Source organism: Nocardiopsis sp. NPDC049922, from assembly GCF_040660275.1.
Lineage (GTDB): Bacteria > Actinomycetota > Actinomycetes > Streptosporangiales > Streptosporangiaceae > Nocardiopsis.
The window spans coordinates 686,069-705,622 of the sequence record NZ_JBFAME010000001.1; the positions used below are offsets into that span (position 1 = coordinate 686,069).

The following is a 19,554-nucleotide window of genomic DNA, read 5'->3' on the forward strand; positions in this document are numbered from 1 at the left end:
CCGAACGGGGGCATCACTGGCCGACTTCATGCTGCGGTCGTCCCGGACATCAGAGACCGTGCGTGCTCACGAAGGGCGCGTCGAGCACGCTCAACGGTGGCAACCGAAACGCCAATCTCACTAGCCGAGGCAGGCACCGCCGCCATGTCAAGCATGCCCTGGAGGCAGGCCAGACCGTGAGGGCTAAGGGTGACGGCGAAGACCGAAAGCTCCCGGAGAGTTTCGGAAGCAATGGCATGCGCCTCAGGGCTATTGTTCGTCACCATCTCGACCACACAGGAACCGTCTGTGGCAGTGGCGTACACACGGCGTCTCCCCGCGTCCGCAAGAGGCCGGCGAGCTGCACTTCTACGTGAGTTGGCCTGGGAACGACGGATTATGCGACGCGCGTCCCGGATGACGTTCCGGCAGAGCAGGTCGGGCTCTTCTGCCACGCGCCTGTGACCAAGTGTCAAGTTCAGAGCAGTGTCAAGAATGTCGAGGTACTCGCCATCCCATGCCCTCTTGTTCTTCTCGTGCAGACGACGCATCGTCTCGACACGCACGTCGTTGAGCTGGAGCACCAACGCTCCTTTCCGGTGCCCGACTGCTGTAAGCCAGGCCCACTCAGTTGTTGCCCGCTCTCCCTTTGGCCGCCGTCGCCCTGCGGTCGACTTCGGCATGAGCAGGTTGTGACACTGTAGAGCCTGCCACCGACAGCCGGTGACAGACCGCTCATACCACCTAGATCGTTGATGGGGGTTTCCTGGAACTCCTGCGCCCATGACGAAGGGCGCCCAGGATCGGTGTGTGAAGACTGACCTTGACGCCCTTCTGACCGCACTCTACGTCCACCTGGACGACCACGTCCTGCCTTCGCGCGAACAACCCCTCAAATGCGGCCCGAACCGGCTGCTCACCGACGCCGAACTCGTGTGCGTCGCGGTGGCCCAGGTCCTGCTGCGCCATAACTCCGAACGCCACTGGATCCGCGCCGCCCCCACCCGGATCGGCCACCTGGTGTGTCCCACATTTTTCGGAGTCGGATTCCTGGGCTCTGGTGCCACGTGACCGCAAGGAGGCATCGTGGGAAGTCAATCGCGAGTGGATGGTGGCGGCCAACACCGCCCATGACCTGGACGCGTGGCTGCTCCTGCTCACCCTGCACGACCAGGAGGGGCTGGAGATGGCCGAACCGGTCACCATGCGCTATCGCCCCTACCATCTACCCGCGAGGCTGACTCGGCACGCCCGCTACAGGGTGCTGGCCATCGACCGCTCCTGCTCAGATGACGCGGCCGTTACCCCGACCAGCAGCGGGAAGGAGGAGAGCAGACACCTTCCGGGACGGTGGGGCCCAGCGCGGCCCGCAGCGACACGCGACGGCCCCGCACCCACACCGGTGGGACAAACCGGGGCGAACCCGAAGCGCTCCTCAAGCAACCCTCACCACTGAAGAATCGAGGTCAACCGCCACTGCCGCTTACCCAAAAATGGCATAAGCCACGTTACGATCTCGCCGAGTTTCGCTGGATTCTGTTTCCCGAACAGCATGATTCCAGAGCCGAAACTAAAGACTAATTTCTTGACAGCTTCCTGTCTACCAGAGGAAGTTGACATACGGCGATCTAGGCATCTACATCCGAAAATAGCCGCTTGGGGCCGACCCACCTGTCGAGACGCCATGGATCGTGTTGCTCGCAATACACGGCAACGTTGACCGGGGTGAGTGCTCCCCCTTGATTCCTCGGTCCAGCGAAAAGCTCAGCCTCATCTATTCGTGAAGTGCAGCCTTCGGGCGCTTCGCATCGTCTCCGTGTTGCTACAGTACGTAGAACCCACAGCGGTTGCGGTTGCGTTATCGGGCCTAGTGCCGGATGCTCGAATATCCCCACAGACCAAGGCATCGCATCATAGATGTTCGTGTAACGGTTCTTGACTGAATTGCACCAACCGCATGCGAGGCGAAGATTCTCGACACTGGTCTCACCACCTTCAGCGACGGGCAACACATGGTCTACCTCAACACAAAGTTGGGCCGACCGAACTCCTCGGGGTCTAGTGAAGTCAACGAGCAGCGGCGTTGGGGGACTGGTCCTGGAGGCGCCGAGGAACTTATCCTTGGCTTCATCGCCAAATCCGAATCCGCACAGGTAACATCGAGGCATTGGTTGACCAAGAGCCCAAAGTTCCTCACGTAAGGCAAGACTGATAGCAGATCGCTTCTTGCGACGTCGCGCTGAAACGAGCTGCCATGCGAACCGTGTGAGGACTCTCGCATACTTCTTTCGCTCGTCCAATGGAACTTGCGGGCTTACGGCGTTGATGTAGGCAAGTATGGGTACGTGTAGATGCCCGATGGTCAGGTCAGGGTCGAGCTCAAACGGCGCAAGATCGACTAGGCTTTCGATAAACCAGCGTCCCCACACCGTCAATAGGTCGCCGCGGAGCAGCCACCCATGACTGCCCGCAATGACATCCGGAACGGTGTACTTAGCGAGAGACTTGAGCTCTTCGTCAGACCAGTTGTTGTCCAAGGCCCTCTTGATCTCGGCGAAGAACTCGCCAACCTCCTGGGGCTGCATTACGACCCAGTCACAGGGTTGAACAGCCCTTCTTTGGGGAGCGACTCAGGGTTTTTTCGGTAGTTGTGCCACAGGCGAGCCCACGTCTTGCGAATGGCTGGCGTGTCCTTCTTTTCAACTTTCCAATTGCGGTTGAAGTACGCCAAATTTACACCTTCCAGCCAAGACTCCATGGTTGAATCAACGTCTTCAACGCTGTTCAGAGTCCTCTTCTGGAGACGCAGGAACTCAAAGTAATCCGCTGCCAGAATGGTCAGGCTAATTTTATTGAACAGGTTGCTGCGCGTGGTACCCCAAGCGTTTGATGCGTTCTGGTCTTCAGAACCGAACTTTTCCCTAATGTTCGAGTAGAAGCGCATGAAGATGTCCCGCCACGGGCCATCCTGTCGAGCCCACGCAGCCATCTTCTCGTCATGAGTCTCGAAGCCGGCAACGAGTGCGCTCTCGTCCAAGTGGTACTTTCCCCATACGCGCGCCCAGTCGTTCGGCTCTCCGTACAGCTTGCCGCCAGAGAGCTCTCGGAAGATACCAACTAGACCCTTGAGAACAGGCCATTGGAGGGCAGTTGACCGGTCGCCGGTCGGTCCCGATATACCTGTCTGAACGCAATTCTTGAAAGGACTCTCGTCGGCACGCGTCAAGTAAGCGATCGCCTGCGAATCGTCCAACTTGATTCCGGCGCCCTTGAGTCGCTGAGCGACTGGATCTAGCTCATCTTTACTCAGGCTGGTAGAAACGATGGTTCCCAGAAGTGCCTTTCCCATTGGTGTGGCCTTCTGGTTCACGACCACGAACTGGAAGACGTGCTCGCTCGGATTAGGATCCATGAGGAGGGACACGGGGAGGCGTCGCGAGTGCTCCGCGATAAACTCTGCTTTGGCTTGCGCTGGGTCCTTGCCTTCCTCTGCGGCTTCGAGTTGGAACGCTTCTCCGTCAGCTGCCTCAGCATGGATCTCCGCAGCCAGTACTGCACCCCTGAGACGGTGCTGGCCGTCAACGAGCATGATCGGCTTGAGGTAACTGATCATCGCCGTGCGGTCGAAACCGAGGATACGTTCGGGGTTCCTATCGGGGTCGAGAGCCTCAAGTACCTTGATGCGCCCCTTGAGTTCAGTGTAGAAGTCGACCAGGTGGGTCTCATCGGTCAGCAGGACGCTTGCCGCGTCATCATCGCCCCCATTGCCATTGCCATTCTCTTCAGCACTGTCATCGTCATCATCATCGATCGCGTCATCGATCCCATGCTCCTTGCGCCCCCGATCCATGATCGATGACAGGCGCTCCTGATCGAGGGAGGCCTCCTTGAGCTCTGGGACTCGTTCCTCAAGTCGCTCAACGACCTGTGACATCAATGCCAAGAGTGAAGACCCGCTGAAGTCTGGGCTCACAATCTCCAGGGTACCGAAGTCGGGATAGCCCTCCAGCTGCGTGAACTCCACCGAGGCTTCGCTCTGCGGAGCAGCAAGGAGCGGGTTCTGAACGATGTTTCGCTCATCGTGGTAGAAGCTGGAGAGCTCCTTGATGCGGGTCTTGTTCTCCTGCCGCTGGAACCCGATCGTCTCCTCGTTCTCCAGTCGACTTCGCTGAGGGACCCCAACCCACTGATCGATTTCGGTGGCCGGAGCAGCAAAGAAGACTAGCGGCTTGCCTGACGGCGTCTGTCGCGTGATGTGCGCCGGGTATGAGTAGGTGATCGTCTTATTGTTCACGTAGAAGCCTCCACAACGACCTGTTTGCCGGGGGCGTGAGGGTCTGGCGGGTTGACCAAGAGTGCGACCCCACCAATGTGCTGCTGGTCGGGTATTCCAGCGTAGCGGCAACTGTGTCCGCTTGGAGAAGCTTGCCACAGACGACGCAGGGCGGTCTCCCCCTGTACGGGAGACCGCCCTTCCAGGTGCCAGCGTTCGCAAACCGGTGGAAACCAGGCACGTTGCAGTAGTGACCGCGGCTGGGGCTCCCACGAGGGATGTGGGCGTGCTGGCCAGCCTGCAGTACGCACGAGAACCTTGTGAGGCTCAGAGAAGTCTGGCTCGCACCTGCCCCAGCTTGTTCTGAGGCTCACCCCGCCCACGCACCCCACGTTCAAGATGCCGCAGGGGGCTCATGACCGGGCAAGAAGCTGGTGGATGCCTTTGGAGCCTTTACCGGCTGCGAGGTAGCCAATGCCTCGGTGGAGGTGGATGGTCAGTGTCTGTGACAGGGCCTCCTCAGTGGGCTCCTCACCGTCGAGCACGCAGCGATGCGTGAGCAGGGCACGGTAGATGTCTGCGTAGTTGCCTGCAAACGTCTTCCACGCCATTTCAACGTTGGAGTCGGCGATGATGTCCCGGACGAGGGGTACTGAAGGATCTTGGAGCGACGTAGCCAAGGCCCAGCGACACAAGACGTTCCACGTGGGGATGCCGGTTGTGCGCTTCAGCCGGATGAGTTGATCCCGAGCTGCTTGAGACAGACGCACAGTTTCAAGCGACATATTCACCTCCAGTCGCCCACCAGTATCCGGACTTCACGGAAGTGGTCAGCGTTGAGTCATCATGCACGAGGGTGTAGGTGTGAGCAATATGTGGCTTGAGAAGGCCCAGAAGGTGTTCGTCGATCTCCTCGTCAGTCGATAGCAGCAGCACCTGGTGACTTGCCTGAGGGAAGTACCTTCTGACCAGGTGTTCTCGATGCTGGCTGTCGAGACGACCCAGAGGAGTGTCAATTACACTCGGGAGTCTATTACCAGCGACTCGAGCAATACCCCAAAGGAGCGAGACTGCAAGCAACTGGCGTTCCCCAGCGCTGAGCCTAGTTGGTTCAATAGACTCTCCGTCTTCACCGATGAGGACGATGGTGTACTTTTCGGTGTTGATTCGCAGGTCTTTTACAAGGCCGTTCTTGCGCATCAGTTTATTGAAGCTGTCGAGAACAGCGACCTCGAGCCCATCAATGCGTCGTTCTAGAAGAAGGCACCCGAATTTATCTAGGGTGTCGCGCACCTTGGCAGAGTATTCTACGACACGGGCAGCGTCCTCAGACTTCTCCATTCGCTGAATGTTGGTGCGGTGCGCGCGTTCTAGCGCAACACTGGCCTGTTCGCGTTTCCGTAGTGCTCGCTCGTGGGCGACATCTGCAGCAGAGAGCGCTTCTTCGATTTGTGCCACCTGGCGGATGGCAGTATCGCGCTCTTCCAACCTGAGCGAAATTGTTTCCTCTTCTGGAACTCCAGCTAGCTGGCGGTCGATATTTTCTATCTGTTCGGCCAGTCGGTTGAAATTTTCAATCAGATCGTCTGCGCGCCGCTGTTCGGACTCAAGGATCTGAGGGAGCGCGCGAAGCTGATTGTAGGCATCGTCTGAAAGACCATAGACTACGTCCACCATAGTCTGCTTCTCGCGCTTTTCCCGATCATCTTCCAACTGGGCTGCGAGGGATCCTAATTCTGCATTAGGGTGTGCCTCACTGAGATGCTTTAGGACCCACTGATCACGCTCTTGAAGAAGGTCGAGGACCTGTGTGATCTTCGCTGCTTGCCGCTCTTGCTCGGAGTGTTCGAGTACCGCGGTGAGCTGTGCGGTGAGCAGTCCGAGAGGAAGCGCTCCAGTCGCCGTACTCACCAATGCTTGGCGTGCAGCGTCCAGCTGCTCGGAGATTGCTGCACGTTCTGCCTCCAGAGAAAGGCGGCGATCGTAGTAAGCGCCACCTTCCTTTTTGAAGGTGTGCTCAGCATCAGCCAACCGGCGCTGCGCCTGGCCAAGATTGCTCTGGAGGCTCGCACGGCCCTGGAGACTTGCTTCTACCTCAGCCTCGGCCTCATGAAGCTCTCTGCGCAATGCGTCGATCTTTTCTGCAGCTTCCTTATCCTCCTTGGAAGCGGCCTTGCGGCGTTCGAGAGCTACGAGATCTGTACGCAGTTGTCGGATTGTATTGATACCCAGAAGGGACTGCACAGCGGATTCAATGACCGTCGCTGCTTGGCGCGTATCCGCGAGCGACTCGATCTTTTCCCCATCGAAAAAGAAAAGTGAGGCGACTTCAAGCGGAAGAAGATCCTCAATATGATCAGCCCAGCCTTCACTGATGACCGGGTCGTAATTGCCATCGATCTCGATCCCGACGGCTTCTCGAACCTTGTTTCCTTCAACGAACCAGCGTCGGTTCACCTTGTAGTGCCGCTCACTGCCCTCAATGGCAAGAGCGAACTCGAGGCTTATTCGAGTTCCTTCACGCTGGTCTGCCCGTCGATTGATGCTCTCACGCAGGTATGTCTCATATGGGCGATTTCCGCGCCCGCTGCATCGGGCACGAGGTCCATATAGGGACAATTGGATCGCATCCAGCAGGGTTGTCTTACCGCACCCGTTGAGGCCACCAATCAATACGATTGGTCGCCGAGCATCAGTCGCCAAATCCAGGGACTGCTCGCCTAGGTAAGCGCCAAAGTTCGTTAGAGTGATCTTACGCAGGAGCATCCGGAGTCTTTTCGAGGTCGATGAGGGTGAGCTGTCGACGCGTGTTTCGCTCCTGAGCGTACGCGAGAGCTTCGTCCTTGCCGCTCCAAGCGCCTTTCTTGACGGCCTTTTCAAGCTGTTCAAAGAGTCCGGAGCGACGGTTCATAGTACGGAAACGCCGTTCCACCGCGAGGAGTTCGCGAGTAGTGCCGAAATGGATATCATCGTCTCCGCACACTTCCCGCAACAGCTGCATCTCATCCGCGCCTAGAGCGAGTTGGTCATCCAAAGGGGAACCAGGAAAGTCCTCCCCCGTACATTCCTTGTAGATACCTGGCAGGCTGTCCTCAACCTCATGCTTGTCGAAGACCCAGAGTCGGCGGATTTCGTGAAGTTCATCCATGGTGATCAGTTCGATCCCGCGGACGTGCTCAGGTGCGTTTTTACGGACCCAGGTTTGGGCTTCGAGGAGCTTACGCAGCCATTGCTCACGGGCGGCCTGAGTATAGGGGCCATGGACGATCCGGTCGCCGAAGAGTTGGATGCGGCCATCCATCTTGCGAAAGTCGCGCAAATGAGTGTCATCGGCGACGTCCAGCTCGTTCCGAAGGGCCAGAAGCGGCTGCATCCACTCCTTTTCCTCGTCGTTTTGGATCATGGCAGTCATGGACTTGTCCTGCTCCACGAGCGTGCACGTCCAGCAACCGAAACGACTGTCACCGCAGGAGGGTGTGGTGCTGTCCACCACCAGGGGGCATTCGCTATCGGCGGACGCCCCTTGGTACATGGTGAGCAGATCCTTGTTGGGATGCCCCCAGGGATTGGTCTGCTGCATCAGGAACATCCAGACCTCGTCGGTGTCCCAGGCCTCGATCGGGCTGTAGACGAGGGAGTTGGGCAGGTTGCCGTTGGGTGAGAGGCGGTCGCGTACACGCCGCTTCTCGTGCTTCTCCATGGTACGAGCTCGGATCTGGCTCTCCGCCTTACGAGTGCCCAGCACCAGGATGGCCTCACCGTAGTCGTCAACGACGCTGCGGATGAAGTTGTTGGAAGGCTTGATCTTGAGCCGCTCGGTGCACCACCGGAACTTCGGACGAGGAGCAGGGTAGCCCTTGCCGATCAGACCGACCCAGAAAGTGTCCTTGACCGCGGGGGTGAGCCGGTGGGGGCGTATGGGAAGCTGCTGTTCCTCAGCGGCCTGGCTCATGGTGTCGAGCGATTGGGCAACCCAGCTCGCGACGATGGGGTTCTCGACCAGGGTGTCGGTGCTGATGACGTGGACAGGCTTGGTGCGCTCTTCCACGGGCAGTTCCTGGAGTGCGAGCCACACCAGTTGAAGGACCGCTGTGGAGTCCTTGCCGCCGCTGTAGCCGACGACCCAAGGCACCTCATCCGCAGTGTAGAGCTCTCGGATCTCGGCCGTCAGCTCTGCCACTACGGCGTTGAGCGTGCTGCCCTCGAAGGGAGCCTTCGGCTTCGTGGGGGTGCTCATACCTCTCCTCGCAGATAGGCGTCTTCCAGCTGCTGCTCCTCGGTACTCAGAGACAGCTCGAGGTGCCGACGGAGATAGTTGGTCGTCAAGACGGTGTTCTGATGGCTCTTGGACACACGTCCACCAACGATCGCGCGGCCCTCCCAGTCCGTGTTCGTACGAGACCAGTCCACATCTCCCACCGGCTTGAGGCGACTGGCCCATACGGCTTCGTCAGTGGACTCTCGTAGCAAGGTGTTCCCCACACGGCCCAAGGCGTGCAGAGCCAACCCATGGCTGTGGATAAAGTCCTTGCGCACCTCACGTGCGAGCAGGTCTCGGCGACGGACCATCCCCCACTCCGGGATGAGAGTGTCGACCGCCTCCCAGTAGCGCTGTGCCAGGTCACAAGCTTCTTCGCCAGGAAGATCGAGGTCACGCAACAAAGCGTGGTTAGCGTTGTAGATCGAACTCAAGGTGAAGAGCTTGCCGGACTTAGCGGAGAGCGTGCTTCGCTCCATATCGACGTACCCTTTGAAGACTGTGCACCGTAGGGACAACAGCCTCGCCAGCCCAGCCTGCGGATCTCGGTGATCATAGAGGACACCGATAGACCTGGCGGGGCGGACAGCGTGTCGGTTAAGGTCAGCAAACATCTGCTGGCAGCGCTCAAGACCTGCGTCGTGAAAGAAGACGACGGCAATCGTCTCATCGCCCAGCTCTGGCCTCTCGCTCAACGCGAGTTCGATCGCGGCTCGCCGGTGTTGTCCGTCGTTGATGACGAACCGTGCATCCATCGGGATCCGAATCTGCCCTACCCGCATACCCATGCCCTGGTCAGTCATGGCGTCGAACTGGATGTCGCCATCGACCGAGGCAGTGAGTGCGCTGAAGACGTAGTCATCAGGGTTGTCAAGAAGGTAGCGCGCCAGACTGGGGAGACGCCCCTTGTTGAGTACGCGCTGAGCACGAACCTCGGGGGCGAGCTCCTCGTCGTCGAAGAGGAAGATCCGTGGGATGAGGCGCAGAGGACACATGGAGGTGTAGAACTCACGCCCTGCCTGGACCCCGCGGATGGCGGGGAAGGTGTACTCGAAGCCAGCAGAGGTGGTTCCGTGCGTGGTGCGCGCTGCAGTACGTGAACTCACTGGACCACAGTAGTGCACACAGATCCCGTACGCACGTCATACTTTTCACGTGACGAGCGGGATCTGATAACGAACCTGCAGGATGGAGCGGACACATGGTGACGTACCTGGACGCAGCGGCAACGACACGTGTCGACCAACGCGTAGCAGAGGTGGTCCTGCACTGGATGACCGAGGAGTTCGGCAACGCAGGCAGCCGCACCCACGAGTACGGCGCTCACGCGAAGCGTGCGGTACAGCAGGCACGCACCTATCTAGCAAGCACGGTTGGCGCCAAGCCAGATGAGATCATCTTCACTAGCGGTGCCACGGAGAGCAACAACATCGCTCTTCTCGGACTTGCCCCCCATGGGGAGCAGCATGACCGACGTCACATCATCACGTCCGCGATTGAGCACAAAGCTGTGATCGAGCCGTTGGAGCACCTAGAGTCCCGCGGCTTCGAAGTCGACTTCCTCACCCCCGGACCGTCGGGACGTGTCGAGGTCGAAGCCGTACAGGAGCGTCTGCGACCTGACACGCTTGCCGTGTCCTTGATGCACGTCAATAACGAGACCGGGGTTGTCCAGCCAGTAGCTGAACTTGCACACCTCCTCAGCAAGTCACCAACGTACCTGCATGTCGACGCCGCCCAAGGGTTCGCCAAACGACAGGACGATCTGACAGCACCCATCGACATGATCAGCATCAGTGGCCACAAGGCCGGTGCTCCGAAGGGCATCGGCGCCCTGGTGGTTCGTCGGCGGGGATGGGACAAGATCCCCCTGCAGCCGCTGATGTACGGCGGTGGCCAGGAGCGTAAGCTCCGCCCAGGCACCCTTCCTGTTCCCCTGATCATGGGTCTGGCCAAAGCCACCGAGATCTTCTTGAACGAGCACGAGCAGTGGGCCAAGCAAGCTCTGCTCTTCCGTGAGCGCCTACTCACAGCACTGACCAGCACTCGACACCACATCAACGGGGACTCCGAGCACGCTGTTCCACACATCCTCAACGTGTCTTTCGAGGATGTGGATGCCGAAGCTCTCATCGTCCGCCTCAAAAACCTGGCCGCCGTTGCAACTGGTTCCGCCTGCACCAGCGCGTCCTACACACCAAGCCATGTGCTCACCGCCATGGGGTTGGAAACGGACACCGCTTCCAACGGATTGCGCTTCTCCTGGTTCCCAGGGGACATCGACGACTTCGATCCGGAGCAGATCGCCCAGGTCGTGAGAGAGCTGCAGCCAGCCACGACCTGACTTCTACTCTTCTCGTCGACGAATCAACCGGTGTCCGCGGAGCTGGCGCCCACACCGGCGCAGCTCTGCTTCCCAGCCTTGTTCAGTCCTGATCAGGCCCGGGTTCGCGTACAGCCCGGCCCGGGTCTCAGCTCTGGTGAGGCGCCAGTACTTGGCAGCGTCTGGGTCTTCAGGGGCGAGAAACTCCTGCTTCCGATGAAGTAACGGCCGGTCCTCACACCTGAGGTAGGAAGTGAATCTGGTTTTCAAAGTAGCCAGGTCAACGGTGTAGGAGCTGGTGAGCCGCGGGTGAGGGTCAGCGTCGAAGTCCAGGTAGTCGAGCCAGCTGACACCGCGACCTTCATGCTGAAGCTTAACGATGTTCCAGGTGGCAGGACGGCCCGCCGCAATCGCTGCGCAGTGTTCGTAGAGCCTCAGAACGGTTGGTATCTGGTCGATAGCCCGTTGGTGGACGTAGAGGGAGGTCGGGGTCAGTTTGCCGGCTCTGGAGCCGCGCATGGCCGCTCGGACGTAGGAGTCATCGCGCAGCTTCAGCAGGAGTCGGTCCGCTCTGCGACAGGCCTCCGTGTATGAGGTGAAGAATGCGCGGATGTCGAACTGGACAGCGACAGGAAGACTACTGAATCGCCCACGTCCATTAAAGAGCTCCAATGCCAGAAACAGCAAGGTGTTCAGCGTTGATCGCTTCGCACCCTCTCGTACCTGCTGACTATCTACGGCCGCTCGGATCAGCCGCTGAAGCTCTTTGTGTTTGAGATTCCCCAGTGAATCGAGGATATGCTCGGGCATCTCTTCCGATTTAGGCGATCGGCCACGTTGTTCAGCAAAAGCGACGATAGCAGAAACGGCGGATGTGGGATCGTGCGATTCCTGCCACTTCTCATCGGGGATGATACGCCGCGCCAAGTAAGCTAGACGATCACTGTCACGCCTGAAAGCGTAGATGATGCCCGGAACAGCAGAAACACACCGCGCCTTCGTGGTTTCCTGAACATATCTGCGCAACTCATGCACGGCGAACAGATGCTGGAATGTCTTGCGCGAGGTAAGCACGCCATCACTAAATTCTTCCCCGACGACACGTCGGCGCTCCCAGTCCAAACGCGTGGAGACGATGAGCACACGTTTGGTCAAATCCCATGCTTGCCGTAGCGCCCTGGCCCGTTCTTCGGAGTCTTCGATCACGTTGAGCACGTACGTGAGCAAGACGACGTCTGAGGGGTCACGCTCACCATGGGGAAAGTACACCGGATCCCAACCGCGGACCTGAACTCCCAGTTCAGAGAGCGCCCTGATGTCATCACCTCGACCGCACCCGTAGTCCAGGACGGTCGTATCTGCTTCGATTTGGCTTTCCGCCAGTGCCGTCCGGGCGGGAACAGAAAGCGCCTGACGCGCAATAGCAGTCAGTCGCCGCTCGCTATCCCAGTCAGTAGCGGTGCCGACCACGACTCGCTTGCCCACCTCTCTTCTTCAAGCAAACGCCCTGCGACGATCCCGTGCACTATCAGGATCGCAAGCTACCTCCGCAGGGCACATCGCCTCTGTGTCTCTAGTTCGGAGTCATCCTCGCACAGTGGGTATCAGCGGTTCGGGAGTTGAGGAGATTTCGTTGATGGGTTCAGAGTGGACGGGTAGCAGACATGAAACGAGCGGAGTAGTAGGGACTGTCGACGGGTTCGACACGGATGATCGTGCCGGTACGTGGGGCGTTGACCATCTGGCCGTCGCCGACGTACATGGTCACGTGGGACGGCGGCGCGCCAGAACCGGTGTCGTAGAAGAGCAGGTCACCAGGGGCAAGGGCGTCCAGGGAGACCGGGATTCCGACGTTGACCTGGTCAGTGGTCACGCGCGGGATCGATACCCCGACGGCACGCCAGGCCATCATGGTCAGCCCGGAGCAGTCGAAGGCGTGCGGGCCTTCGCCACCCCACAGGTAGGGCTTGCCGACCTGCTCCAGAGCCCACTCGGCTGCTGCCCGACCACGCTTGCTGCCCCCGGCGGGCACCGTATGTGATCCGGCGTCGCTGAGGTTCATCGCTGAGTACTCATCGATGTGGGAAAGGACGTTGTCGACGTAGACGTCCCAGGGGTTGTAGCGGAACAGGGCCGCGCGGAGTTGCTCGCGGTCGGTGAAGTCCACCGAGTCGTTCGGGTCGCTGGTGCACAGCTCGACGGCGGACGAGGCGGTGGCGTCGAAGACGTTGTGCGGGTCGGCTTCCCCGTCGGCGTCGCCGTCGACGCCGTGGTCCGTCCACCAGGCGGGGAGGAGTTGAGTGACGCCGACGGCGGCGTCGTAGGCGGTGTCGCCGTCCCATCGGCCGTCGTCGGTGTCGTGGTGCGGCGTGTGGTTGTTGCCTACGCCGGAGCCGTTCAGAATGGGGCCGAGGACGGGTGGGTCTGTGTCGCCGTTGGATGCGATCTGGCTGCTTGCCGCGTGGTCGGATTCTTCCCGACCGATGCCCGCGAGGATGGCCCAGGTCATGCCGGTGCAGTTCGAGTGGAGCTCTTCGAGGCGCTTGGCAGCGCGCATGTAGGCGTCGAGCAGGACCGGGTGGATGCCGGGAATCCGCCCCGATCGGAGCCGTGCGTTCTCAATACGCTCGCGTTCCTCGTCGCCCACCCCCACTGCGCCGATGACGGCCACGAGCAGGAAGAGGCCGCCCGCAATGCCGGACACGATCTTGAGCACGGCGCTTGGGCTTCAGACCAGGTCGACGAGTGCGCGAACAGCACAGTTCGCGTCCCCGGCCTGGCGCCAGATGGGGCGTGCGGGGCCGGGATGGGTGAGTTGGTCGATCGTGGCCACGTGGACGGGCACCCACGGATCCGGTGTGGCCAGGGATCGGCAGATGTTGGTGAGGCGTTTGGGTCCGGTGACGACGAACAATACGGGTGTGCGGTGTTCGGTCTCCTCGGCCAACGCCCGGTATCGATCGATCTTCGCCACGACGCGAGCGAGCGGTTCGCTGCCGGTGTCGTACTCGATGAAGGCGTCCACGGAGACATCGCCCTGGAGCCAGCGCAGGTAGGCATCCGGTCGGACGTGGTGCCCCCAGGTGGCGCGGCAGCGGGCTTCGGTCCACCAGCGCTGGAGCCGAGCACCCGGGGTAGCTCGAGCACTGGTGAAGAAGCACACGTAGGTCTCTGCTAGTCCGGTGATGTGTCCGAGGTGGCTGTTCAGCCGGAGCGCTCGTTGCGCGGCCGGTCGGTGGCCGAGCTCCTGCGGGGTGAGGCCCTGGAGCGCGGCGAGAACCTGAGCGCCATTGTCCGCGAGAACCCAGTGGTAGGGAGCGCGACCGTCTGTGTGGGGTGGGAGGAAGTGCTCGATCACGCCCGACACCTCGAGCATGCGGAGTCGGCGTTGGGCGAGCCGTGAGTGGCGGCCGGAGAAGAAGAGTTCGCCGATCTGCGGTGTGGTCAGCACGCGGTGGGTTCGGATGGTGCCGAGGATGCGCATGTCGCGGTCGGTGAACTCGATTGTGGTCATCAGTGGTCCTCCTGATCGCGAGGGTCCGGGCTTCTGGTGGGTGCGAATCGTCGGGCGCCTCTGCGGATGTGCTCGGCGCGGTACGGGATGGGTTCGGTGGGTGGCTGGGTGCGCAGGGTCGCCGCGGGGAGCTCGGCGGCGTCGTGGATGGTGCGGACGGCGGCCTGGTAGGAGCCCAGGTGGGATAGGTCGTAGGCGTTCAGGTGCGGCAGGGTGTGCCGTTCGAGCCGGGTGGCGTCGTCTGGTGCGAGGTTGAAGAAGACCTTCGTGCGGGTGTGGGCATCCACCGCTGAGCGTGTGGCGGGTGGGAGCTGGTGGAGTTCCTGATGAGCGAGGACCATCACGGCGCGGTAGCCGCGGGCCTCGGCGAGCATGTCGGCCAGGGATCCGGGGAGCCGGAGGAAGTTGGCGGCTTCGTCCAGGTACACGCAGGTGTCCGGGCGCTGGTGTTCGGGAACGGCGGCACGGGCGGTGATGGCGTGCCAGGTGGCGGCCAGAGTGATCGTGCCGAGGAGGCTGGCCGTGTCCTCGCCGAGGTGTCCCTTGGGCAGGCGCATGAGGACCAGGCCGCCGTGGTCGAGCAGGTGGGGCAGGTCAATCGTGGAGGTTCCGGAGGCCAGAACTGCGGCTGCCCAGGGCCGTAGTAGAACAGTGCGGAGCTTGTTGAGCAGCGGGTCCGTGGCGGCGGCGCGCATCTGCGGGGACTGGGCAGAGTACCAGCGCCAGAAGTCGCGTAGCGCTCCGGTCGGGTGGAGTTGGGCGAGCAGCCCGGTGCGCCACGGGTCGTCGGCGAGCAGCCGGGGGATGTCGCCCAGTGTCAGGTTGGCGTCGCGGGTGGCGGCGAGGGTGAGGGTGCTGGCGCGGAGGATGTCGTCGGTGCGCGGGCCCCAGGAGTCGGCGTAGATGGTGCGGAAGATGCCGGTGACGGTGTCGGCGGCGTGGGTGGGCATACCGATCTGGAGCAGGTTGATCCGGGGCGGTGGTGTCGGGTCGGCGGGGTCGAAGAGCACCGTGTTGCCGATCGCGCGTGCGGGGAGGCGGTCCAGGACGTCGAGAACGAGGTCCCCTCGGGGTTCGATGACCAGGGCGCTGCGTCCTGCTTCGGCGTCCTGGCGGATCATGTGGGTGAGCAGCGTGGACTTGCCGGAGCCGGTCTTGCCGAGGATGTGCGTGTGCTGGCGTGCGTCGGTGACGGTGGTGGCGATGGGGCGGCACGGTCCGGCGTCGGCGCGGCCGAGAACGCGGCCGGTGCGGGGCACGTCCGGGCTGGGTGCGACGCGGCGGGCGCTGGCACGGGTGAGCCCGGGGACGGCCGGGTCGGTGGGCAGGTGGGCGATAGCGGCGAGTTCGGCGGTGCTAAGCAGGTAGCCGCGGGCCAGGTAGCGGCGCCGGATCCACAGGCTGGGGAAGAGCATGGGTGCGCGTCGGAGTGCGTTGAGGCCGGAGGTGTAGGCGGCCAGGGATGCGGAGATGCTCCCTGCTCGGGTTCGCGCTCGGTGCTCGGCCTGGCGGCTGGAGTGTTCGGTGGTGACCGTGACGCTGATCTGGCAGGCCAGACGGGGCAAGGACGCCTTGCTGAGGATGGCACGAACGTCGTCGCTGATTCCGGGCAGCGTGTTGATGCGCTGGCCTTGTCTCCGTGGTGGTTGCCACGGGCGGAACGGGATGTGCTGACCGCGGAGGCCCGCGGCGGCGGCGCGGGCGCGTGCGGCTCGGTGTGGGCTGGCGGGTCGGGCGCAGACGCGGACGAGTGCCTGTTGGCCTGGGCCGAGGTTGGCGAGTTCGCCGAACAGTCCGCGGAGCGGGTCGTCCGCGAACGTGGTGCGCAGCGGGTAGTGGTCGGCTCGGGCCGTACGGAGCCAATGGCCGCGGGTGTGCTGGCCGTGCGGGATCGCGGGTGTGGCTGGTGCGAGTCGGGTGGTGGCGCCGGGCCAGGCGGAGGTGACGGCGCGTTGGACGGTGCGGGGATTGACGGTTCGCGGAACCCAGATCTGGACGCGGACCCCTGCGGGGGTGGCGGTGTACTCCCAGGCCAGGTGTGGTGCCAGCAGTCGGTGGGTCCAACGTGGGCGGAGAAGGCCCAGGGTGTGGGTCCAGAAGGCCGTGGCGTGGTCGACGGTCGTGCGTGGTGGTGCGTGGATCTCCAGGACGTGCGCACCTCGGGACAGGTAGGCGTGCCGGGCCCAGCGCAGGACGAACACGGAGCTGATCCACATCAGGGCCCCGACTCCGGTGACGGTGGTCCACAGGGTCAAGTTGGTGGTGATCACCGGTCCTCCAGGTGGGCGAGCTCGGCGGGGTCGGTCGTGAGGAGCCGGTGTTCGACCGGCGAGGCAATGGTGCGGAACACCGCGCGATGCCGCCCGGCGGCCAGGAGCGCGCTGCCGCGTTCGGCGGTAGCGACGATGCGGCGTTCGCCGTGGGAGAGGTGAAAGGACTCGCACACGGCGTCGAGGTTCTGCGGTGCCTGGCGCAGCAGGATCTGGGTGGCGGCGTTGGCCGCGACCGCTCGGCCCAGATCTGTGGCGAGGAGGTCTGCGACGTCCTGGGTGACGAGGGTGAGTCCGGCCCAGTGGCGGCGGGCGTTCTTGGCGAGGTTGAACAGGTAACGGGCGCCGACGGGGTCGCGCAGGAGCGTCCATCCCTCGTCGATGGTGATGAGGCGCGGCCGTCGTCGTTCGGGGGTACTGATCTGGCGCCAGAGGGCATCGAGGATGAGCAGAAGGCCGACGGTCTTGAGCTCCTCGGGCAGGTGGCGCAGGGACACGACGGTGAGGTGGCCGGTGAGTCGGACGGTGGTGGGTCCGTCGAACAGTGTCCGGCGGGAGCCAGTGGTGAACGGTGCGAGCCGGTCGGCCACCGATCGGGCCGCGTCGGCGTGGCCGCTCGCCGGGGCGGTGCCGCGCAGGGTGGCGACAAGGTCGGCGAGAACCGGTGGGGTCCGGTGCCAGGTGTCGGGGTCGTGCGTGATGCCCTGCTCGGCGTAGGTGGCCAGGATCGTCTGGTCCAGGGCGGCGAGCTCGGCCGCGGTCAGGTCGCCGACCATGGCGGAGACCAGGGTGTGCAGGAACAGCACTCGGGTGGACAGCGCTTGTTCGCCGCTGTTGGGGAGGTCGAAGGGGTTGAGCCGCCCGCGTTCGAGTCCGAGCGGGACGCGGTTGCCCCCGACGACGTCGGCCAGGTGTGCGTACTCGTCGGTGGGGTCGATGACGCTGACCTGGACGCCCGCGTACAGGGAGCGGAGGCGTTCGGCCTTGGCGAGGTAGGACTTCCCAGCTCCGCTGCGGGCCAGGATGATCGCGTTGCTGTTGTCGAGTCCGCCGTGGAACCGGTCCCAGAGCACCAGCCCGCCCGTGTGCGTGTTCTCGCCGTAGACCACGGCGGTGCGTCCCGTACCGGCGGACAGGTCAGCCTGGGCGAAGGGCATGAGGGCGGCGACGGCCTCGGTGTCGACGGTCCTGCTCATGCGTAGCGCGTCGGTGCCGATCGGGAGGGTGGAGCGCCATCCCTCCCACGGCCGATACGTGGTGGGTGACAGGTCCACGAGGATCGAACCAGCCAGGGCGCTCAGGTGGTTCAGGTCGGTGTCCAGGTCCTCGGCCGTGTGGGCGTGCACGGTGATGTACACCGACAGCGCGAACAGGCGAGTCTCCCCCACCGCTACGCGGTCGGCCAGGTCGGCGGCGTCCTCGGTGGCCGCGACGCGTTGGGGATCCGACAGCCGTCCGTGCGAGGCGTCGGTGCGCCATGCCGACTCCAGGCGGGCGCGACGGCGGCGCAGCCGTTCGGCGGCGAGCTGCCCGGGGACGGGAACGATGTGACAGGAGATGTCGACGCGACCGGGGAAAGTCAGGAGCGGGTCGGCCCATCCCGCTCGAACGTCGCGCGGGTAGCCGGTGACGATCATGGTCTGGGCCAGCCATCCGTCCGCGTCCAGGCGGCGCGGATGCAGTTGGACGCGCGGGAGTCGTGTCATCGGTGGTCCTCCTCGGTCGTGGCGGTGCCGTGCGGGTGGAGGGAGGCGTGGATGAGCCGTTCGGCGTCGGCGCCGTCCAGGACGCGGGCGCGCACGCCCAGAGCGTCGAGCTGGGAAACGGCGTCCTCGGCGCGGCTCAGGAGCGCGCCCCCGTCGTCGTGGCGCGTTCCGGTCCCGGTCATGACCAGCAGGACCCGGTGGCTGCTCAGGTCGTGGTGGTCCTGGAGGTGGTCGAGGAAGGCGGCGTGGGCGCGAGCGGCGCGGCGCAGTTCGGCGGGCAGCCCGGGGATCCCCGAGCGCAGTCGGTCGAGGTGCGGTGTCAGGTCCATGGGGCGGCGCTGGACGAGGATCTGGACGGGTGCGGTGAGCGAGTCCAGGAAGGACGCGAACGTGGCCAGGATCTGGTCCTGCTCCTCGCCGGAGGACAGGTGGAAGGGCGTGCTTCCGCACTCCAGGACCACGGCGCGGCGGTCGTCGAGGTTCACGACCCCGGATCCGTCGATATTCGGGAGTTCGGGGTGGCGGTGGTGGGGCGTGACCTTCCACCGTGCGATCAACCAGGCCATGTGGTCGAGACCGATTCCGTCCTTGCGACCGCAGGCGAGCACCCAGGCCAGGCCGAGGAGGACGACCGCGACGGCGCCAAGGAGCCACAGGGGCACGTGGCCCATCAGCAGTGAGAACAGGCCCCACACCGTCAGCCCGGCGGGAGCGATGACCAGCAGTTGCCGCGCGGTGAGGTTCCACAGCACGGGTTCGGGTCGATCGATGTCCGTGGGGATGCGTGCGTGCCACGTGGACACGTCCTGGTCCATGGCGGAGTCCCTTCCTCGCGTGGGTGGTTCAGTGCCGTCGCCGGATCCAGAACCGGAACCGGGACGCATCGGGTCTGCGTGGCCACGGGAGTCGGCGTTCGGAGCGCTTCGGCCGAGGTTGGGCGCCGGACGACCGTTGGACTGACCAGCGCGGGGTGGGCCCTTGCTGGTGCGTGTTAGGGCGCGGAGGGTGTCCGGTGGCGGGACGGGCGCCGCTGGTTCCGTGCCGGTGGTCGGGCCTCGGGCTCGGTGACGCTGTGTCCGAGGCGCGGCGCTGCCTGTTGGTGGGCGGCGCCGCGGCACGTTGGGGGTGGGCGGTGGGAAGGGTGTGTCCTGGAGCGTGTGTTCGGGGGTTGGCCGGACGGTGGTTCGGAACGGCGGCGTGTCCTGGGGTGGCACGGTGGGTCCGGTGACCG

General features: G+C 63.1%; 15 protein-coding genes. 2 read left to right on the top strand and 13 right to left on the bottom strand.

Features of this window, described 5'->3' with window-relative positions:
• Nucleotides 1–26: 26 nt before the first annotated feature.
• Entirely contained in the window at nt 27–563 is a 537-nt protein-coding gene (locus AB0I72_RS03255) for a hypothetical protein (RefSeq protein WP_358562416.1), read from the bottom strand.
• Between the two features lie 226 nt (nt 564–789).
• Between AB0I72_RS03255 and AB0I72_RS03260 the strand changes: the two genes are divergently transcribed.
• Nucleotides 790–1,050, top strand: coding sequence for a hypothetical protein (locus tag AB0I72_RS03260; protein WP_358562419.1), 261 nt, complete (start codon nt 790–792; stop codon nt 1,048–1,050).
• 557 nt (nt 1,051–1,607) lie between these two features.
• Here the strand turns inward: AB0I72_RS03260 and AB0I72_RS03265 are convergent.
• The 6 genes from AB0I72_RS03265 to dndB form a co-directional block, all read right to left on the bottom strand.
• Nucleotides 1,608–2,564 carry an HNH endonuclease signature motif containing protein gene (locus AB0I72_RS03265; protein ID WP_358562422.1) on the bottom strand — a complete coding sequence of 319 codons (957 nt, stop codon included), beginning with the start codon at nt 2,562–2,564 and terminating at the stop codon, nt 1,608–1,610.
• Nucleotides 2,564–4,273 carry a hypothetical protein gene (locus AB0I72_RS03270; RefSeq protein WP_358562425.1) on the bottom strand — a complete coding sequence of 570 codons (1,710 nt, stop codon included), beginning with the start codon at nt 4,271–4,273 and terminating at the stop codon, nt 2,564–2,566. Before AB0I72_RS03270 ends, AB0I72_RS03265 begins: the two co-directional genes overlap by 1 nt.
• Before the next feature lie 392 nt (nt 4,274–4,665).
• The gene (dndE, locus tag AB0I72_RS03275) at nt 4,666–5,037 is read right to left on the bottom strand and encodes a DNA sulfur modification protein DndE (protein WP_358562428.1); all 372 of its coding nucleotides are present in this window, start codon (nt 5,035–5,037) and stop codon (nt 4,666–4,668) included.
• A complete protein-coding gene (gene dndD, locus AB0I72_RS03280; RefSeq protein WP_358562431.1) occupies nt 5,027–7,018 on the bottom strand; it encodes a DNA sulfur modification protein DndD in 1,992 nt (663 codons plus the stop codon). The genes dndE and dndD overlap by 11 nt, the downstream gene beginning before the upstream one ends.
• Nucleotides 7,005–8,489 carry a DNA phosphorothioation system sulfurtransferase DndC gene (gene dndC / locus AB0I72_RS03285; protein ID WP_358562434.1) on the bottom strand — a complete coding sequence of 495 codons (1,485 nt, stop codon included), beginning with the start codon at nt 8,487–8,489 and terminating at the stop codon, nt 7,005–7,007. The genes dndD and dndC overlap by 14 nt, the downstream gene beginning before the upstream one ends.
• Entirely contained in the window at nt 8,486–9,616 is a 1,131-nt protein-coding gene (gene dndB / locus AB0I72_RS03290) for a DNA sulfur modification protein DndB (protein ID WP_358562436.1), read from the bottom strand. Before dndB ends, dndC begins: the two co-directional genes overlap by 4 nt.
• Nucleotides 9,617–9,711: 95 nt before the next feature.
• Here dndB and dndA point away from each other — a divergent pair, with 95 nt between their 5' ends.
• On the top strand, nt 9,712–10,854 hold the full coding sequence (gene dndA / locus AB0I72_RS03295; protein ID WP_358562439.1) for a cysteine desulfurase DndA: 1,143 nt from the start codon (nt 9,712–9,714) through the stop codon (nt 10,852–10,854).
• A 3-nt stretch (nt 10,855–10,857) separates the two neighbouring features.
• Here dndA and AB0I72_RS03300 read toward each other — a convergent pair whose 3' ends face one another.
• The 6 genes from AB0I72_RS03300 to AB0I72_RS03325 all read right to left on the bottom strand — a co-directional run bounded on the left by AB0I72_RS03300 (nt 10,858) and on the right by AB0I72_RS03325 (nt 19,138).
• Nucleotides 10,858–12,318: a DNA phosphorothioation-associated putative methyltransferase gene (locus tag AB0I72_RS03300; protein WP_358562442.1), complete on the bottom strand. Its 1,461-nt coding sequence runs from the start codon at nt 12,316–12,318 to the stop codon at nt 10,858–10,860.
• A gap of 157 nt (nt 12,319–12,475) precedes the next feature.
• Nucleotides 12,476–13,549 carry a C40 family peptidase gene (locus AB0I72_RS03305; RefSeq protein ID WP_358562445.1) on the bottom strand — a complete coding sequence of 358 codons (1,074 nt, stop codon included), beginning with the start codon at nt 13,547–13,549 and terminating at the stop codon, nt 12,476–12,478.
• A 12-nt stretch (nt 13,550–13,561) separates the two neighbouring features.
• Nucleotides 13,562–14,347, bottom strand: a complete 786-nt coding sequence (locus AB0I72_RS03310) for a replication-relaxation family protein (RefSeq protein ID WP_358562448.1) — start codon at nt 14,345–14,347, stop codon at nt 13,562–13,564.
• The gene (locus AB0I72_RS03315) at nt 14,347–16,617 is read right to left on the bottom strand and encodes a type IV secretion system DNA-binding domain-containing protein (protein WP_358562451.1); all 2,271 of its coding nucleotides are present in this window, start codon (nt 16,615–16,617) and stop codon (nt 14,347–14,349) included. Before AB0I72_RS03315 ends, AB0I72_RS03310 begins: the two co-directional genes overlap by 1 nt.
• The gene (locus AB0I72_RS03320) at nt 16,614–18,323 is read right to left on the bottom strand and encodes a conjugal transfer protein TraC (RefSeq protein ID WP_358562454.1); all 1,710 of its coding nucleotides are present in this window, start codon (nt 18,321–18,323) and stop codon (nt 16,614–16,616) included. The genes AB0I72_RS03315 and AB0I72_RS03320 overlap by 4 nt, the downstream gene beginning before the upstream one ends.
• Nucleotides 18,320–19,138, bottom strand: a complete 819-nt coding sequence (locus AB0I72_RS03325; RefSeq protein WP_358562457.1) for a PrgI family protein — start codon at nt 19,136–19,138, stop codon at nt 18,320–18,322. The genes AB0I72_RS03320 and AB0I72_RS03325 overlap by 4 nt, the downstream gene beginning before the upstream one ends.
• Nucleotides 19,139–19,554 lie beyond the last annotated feature (416 nt).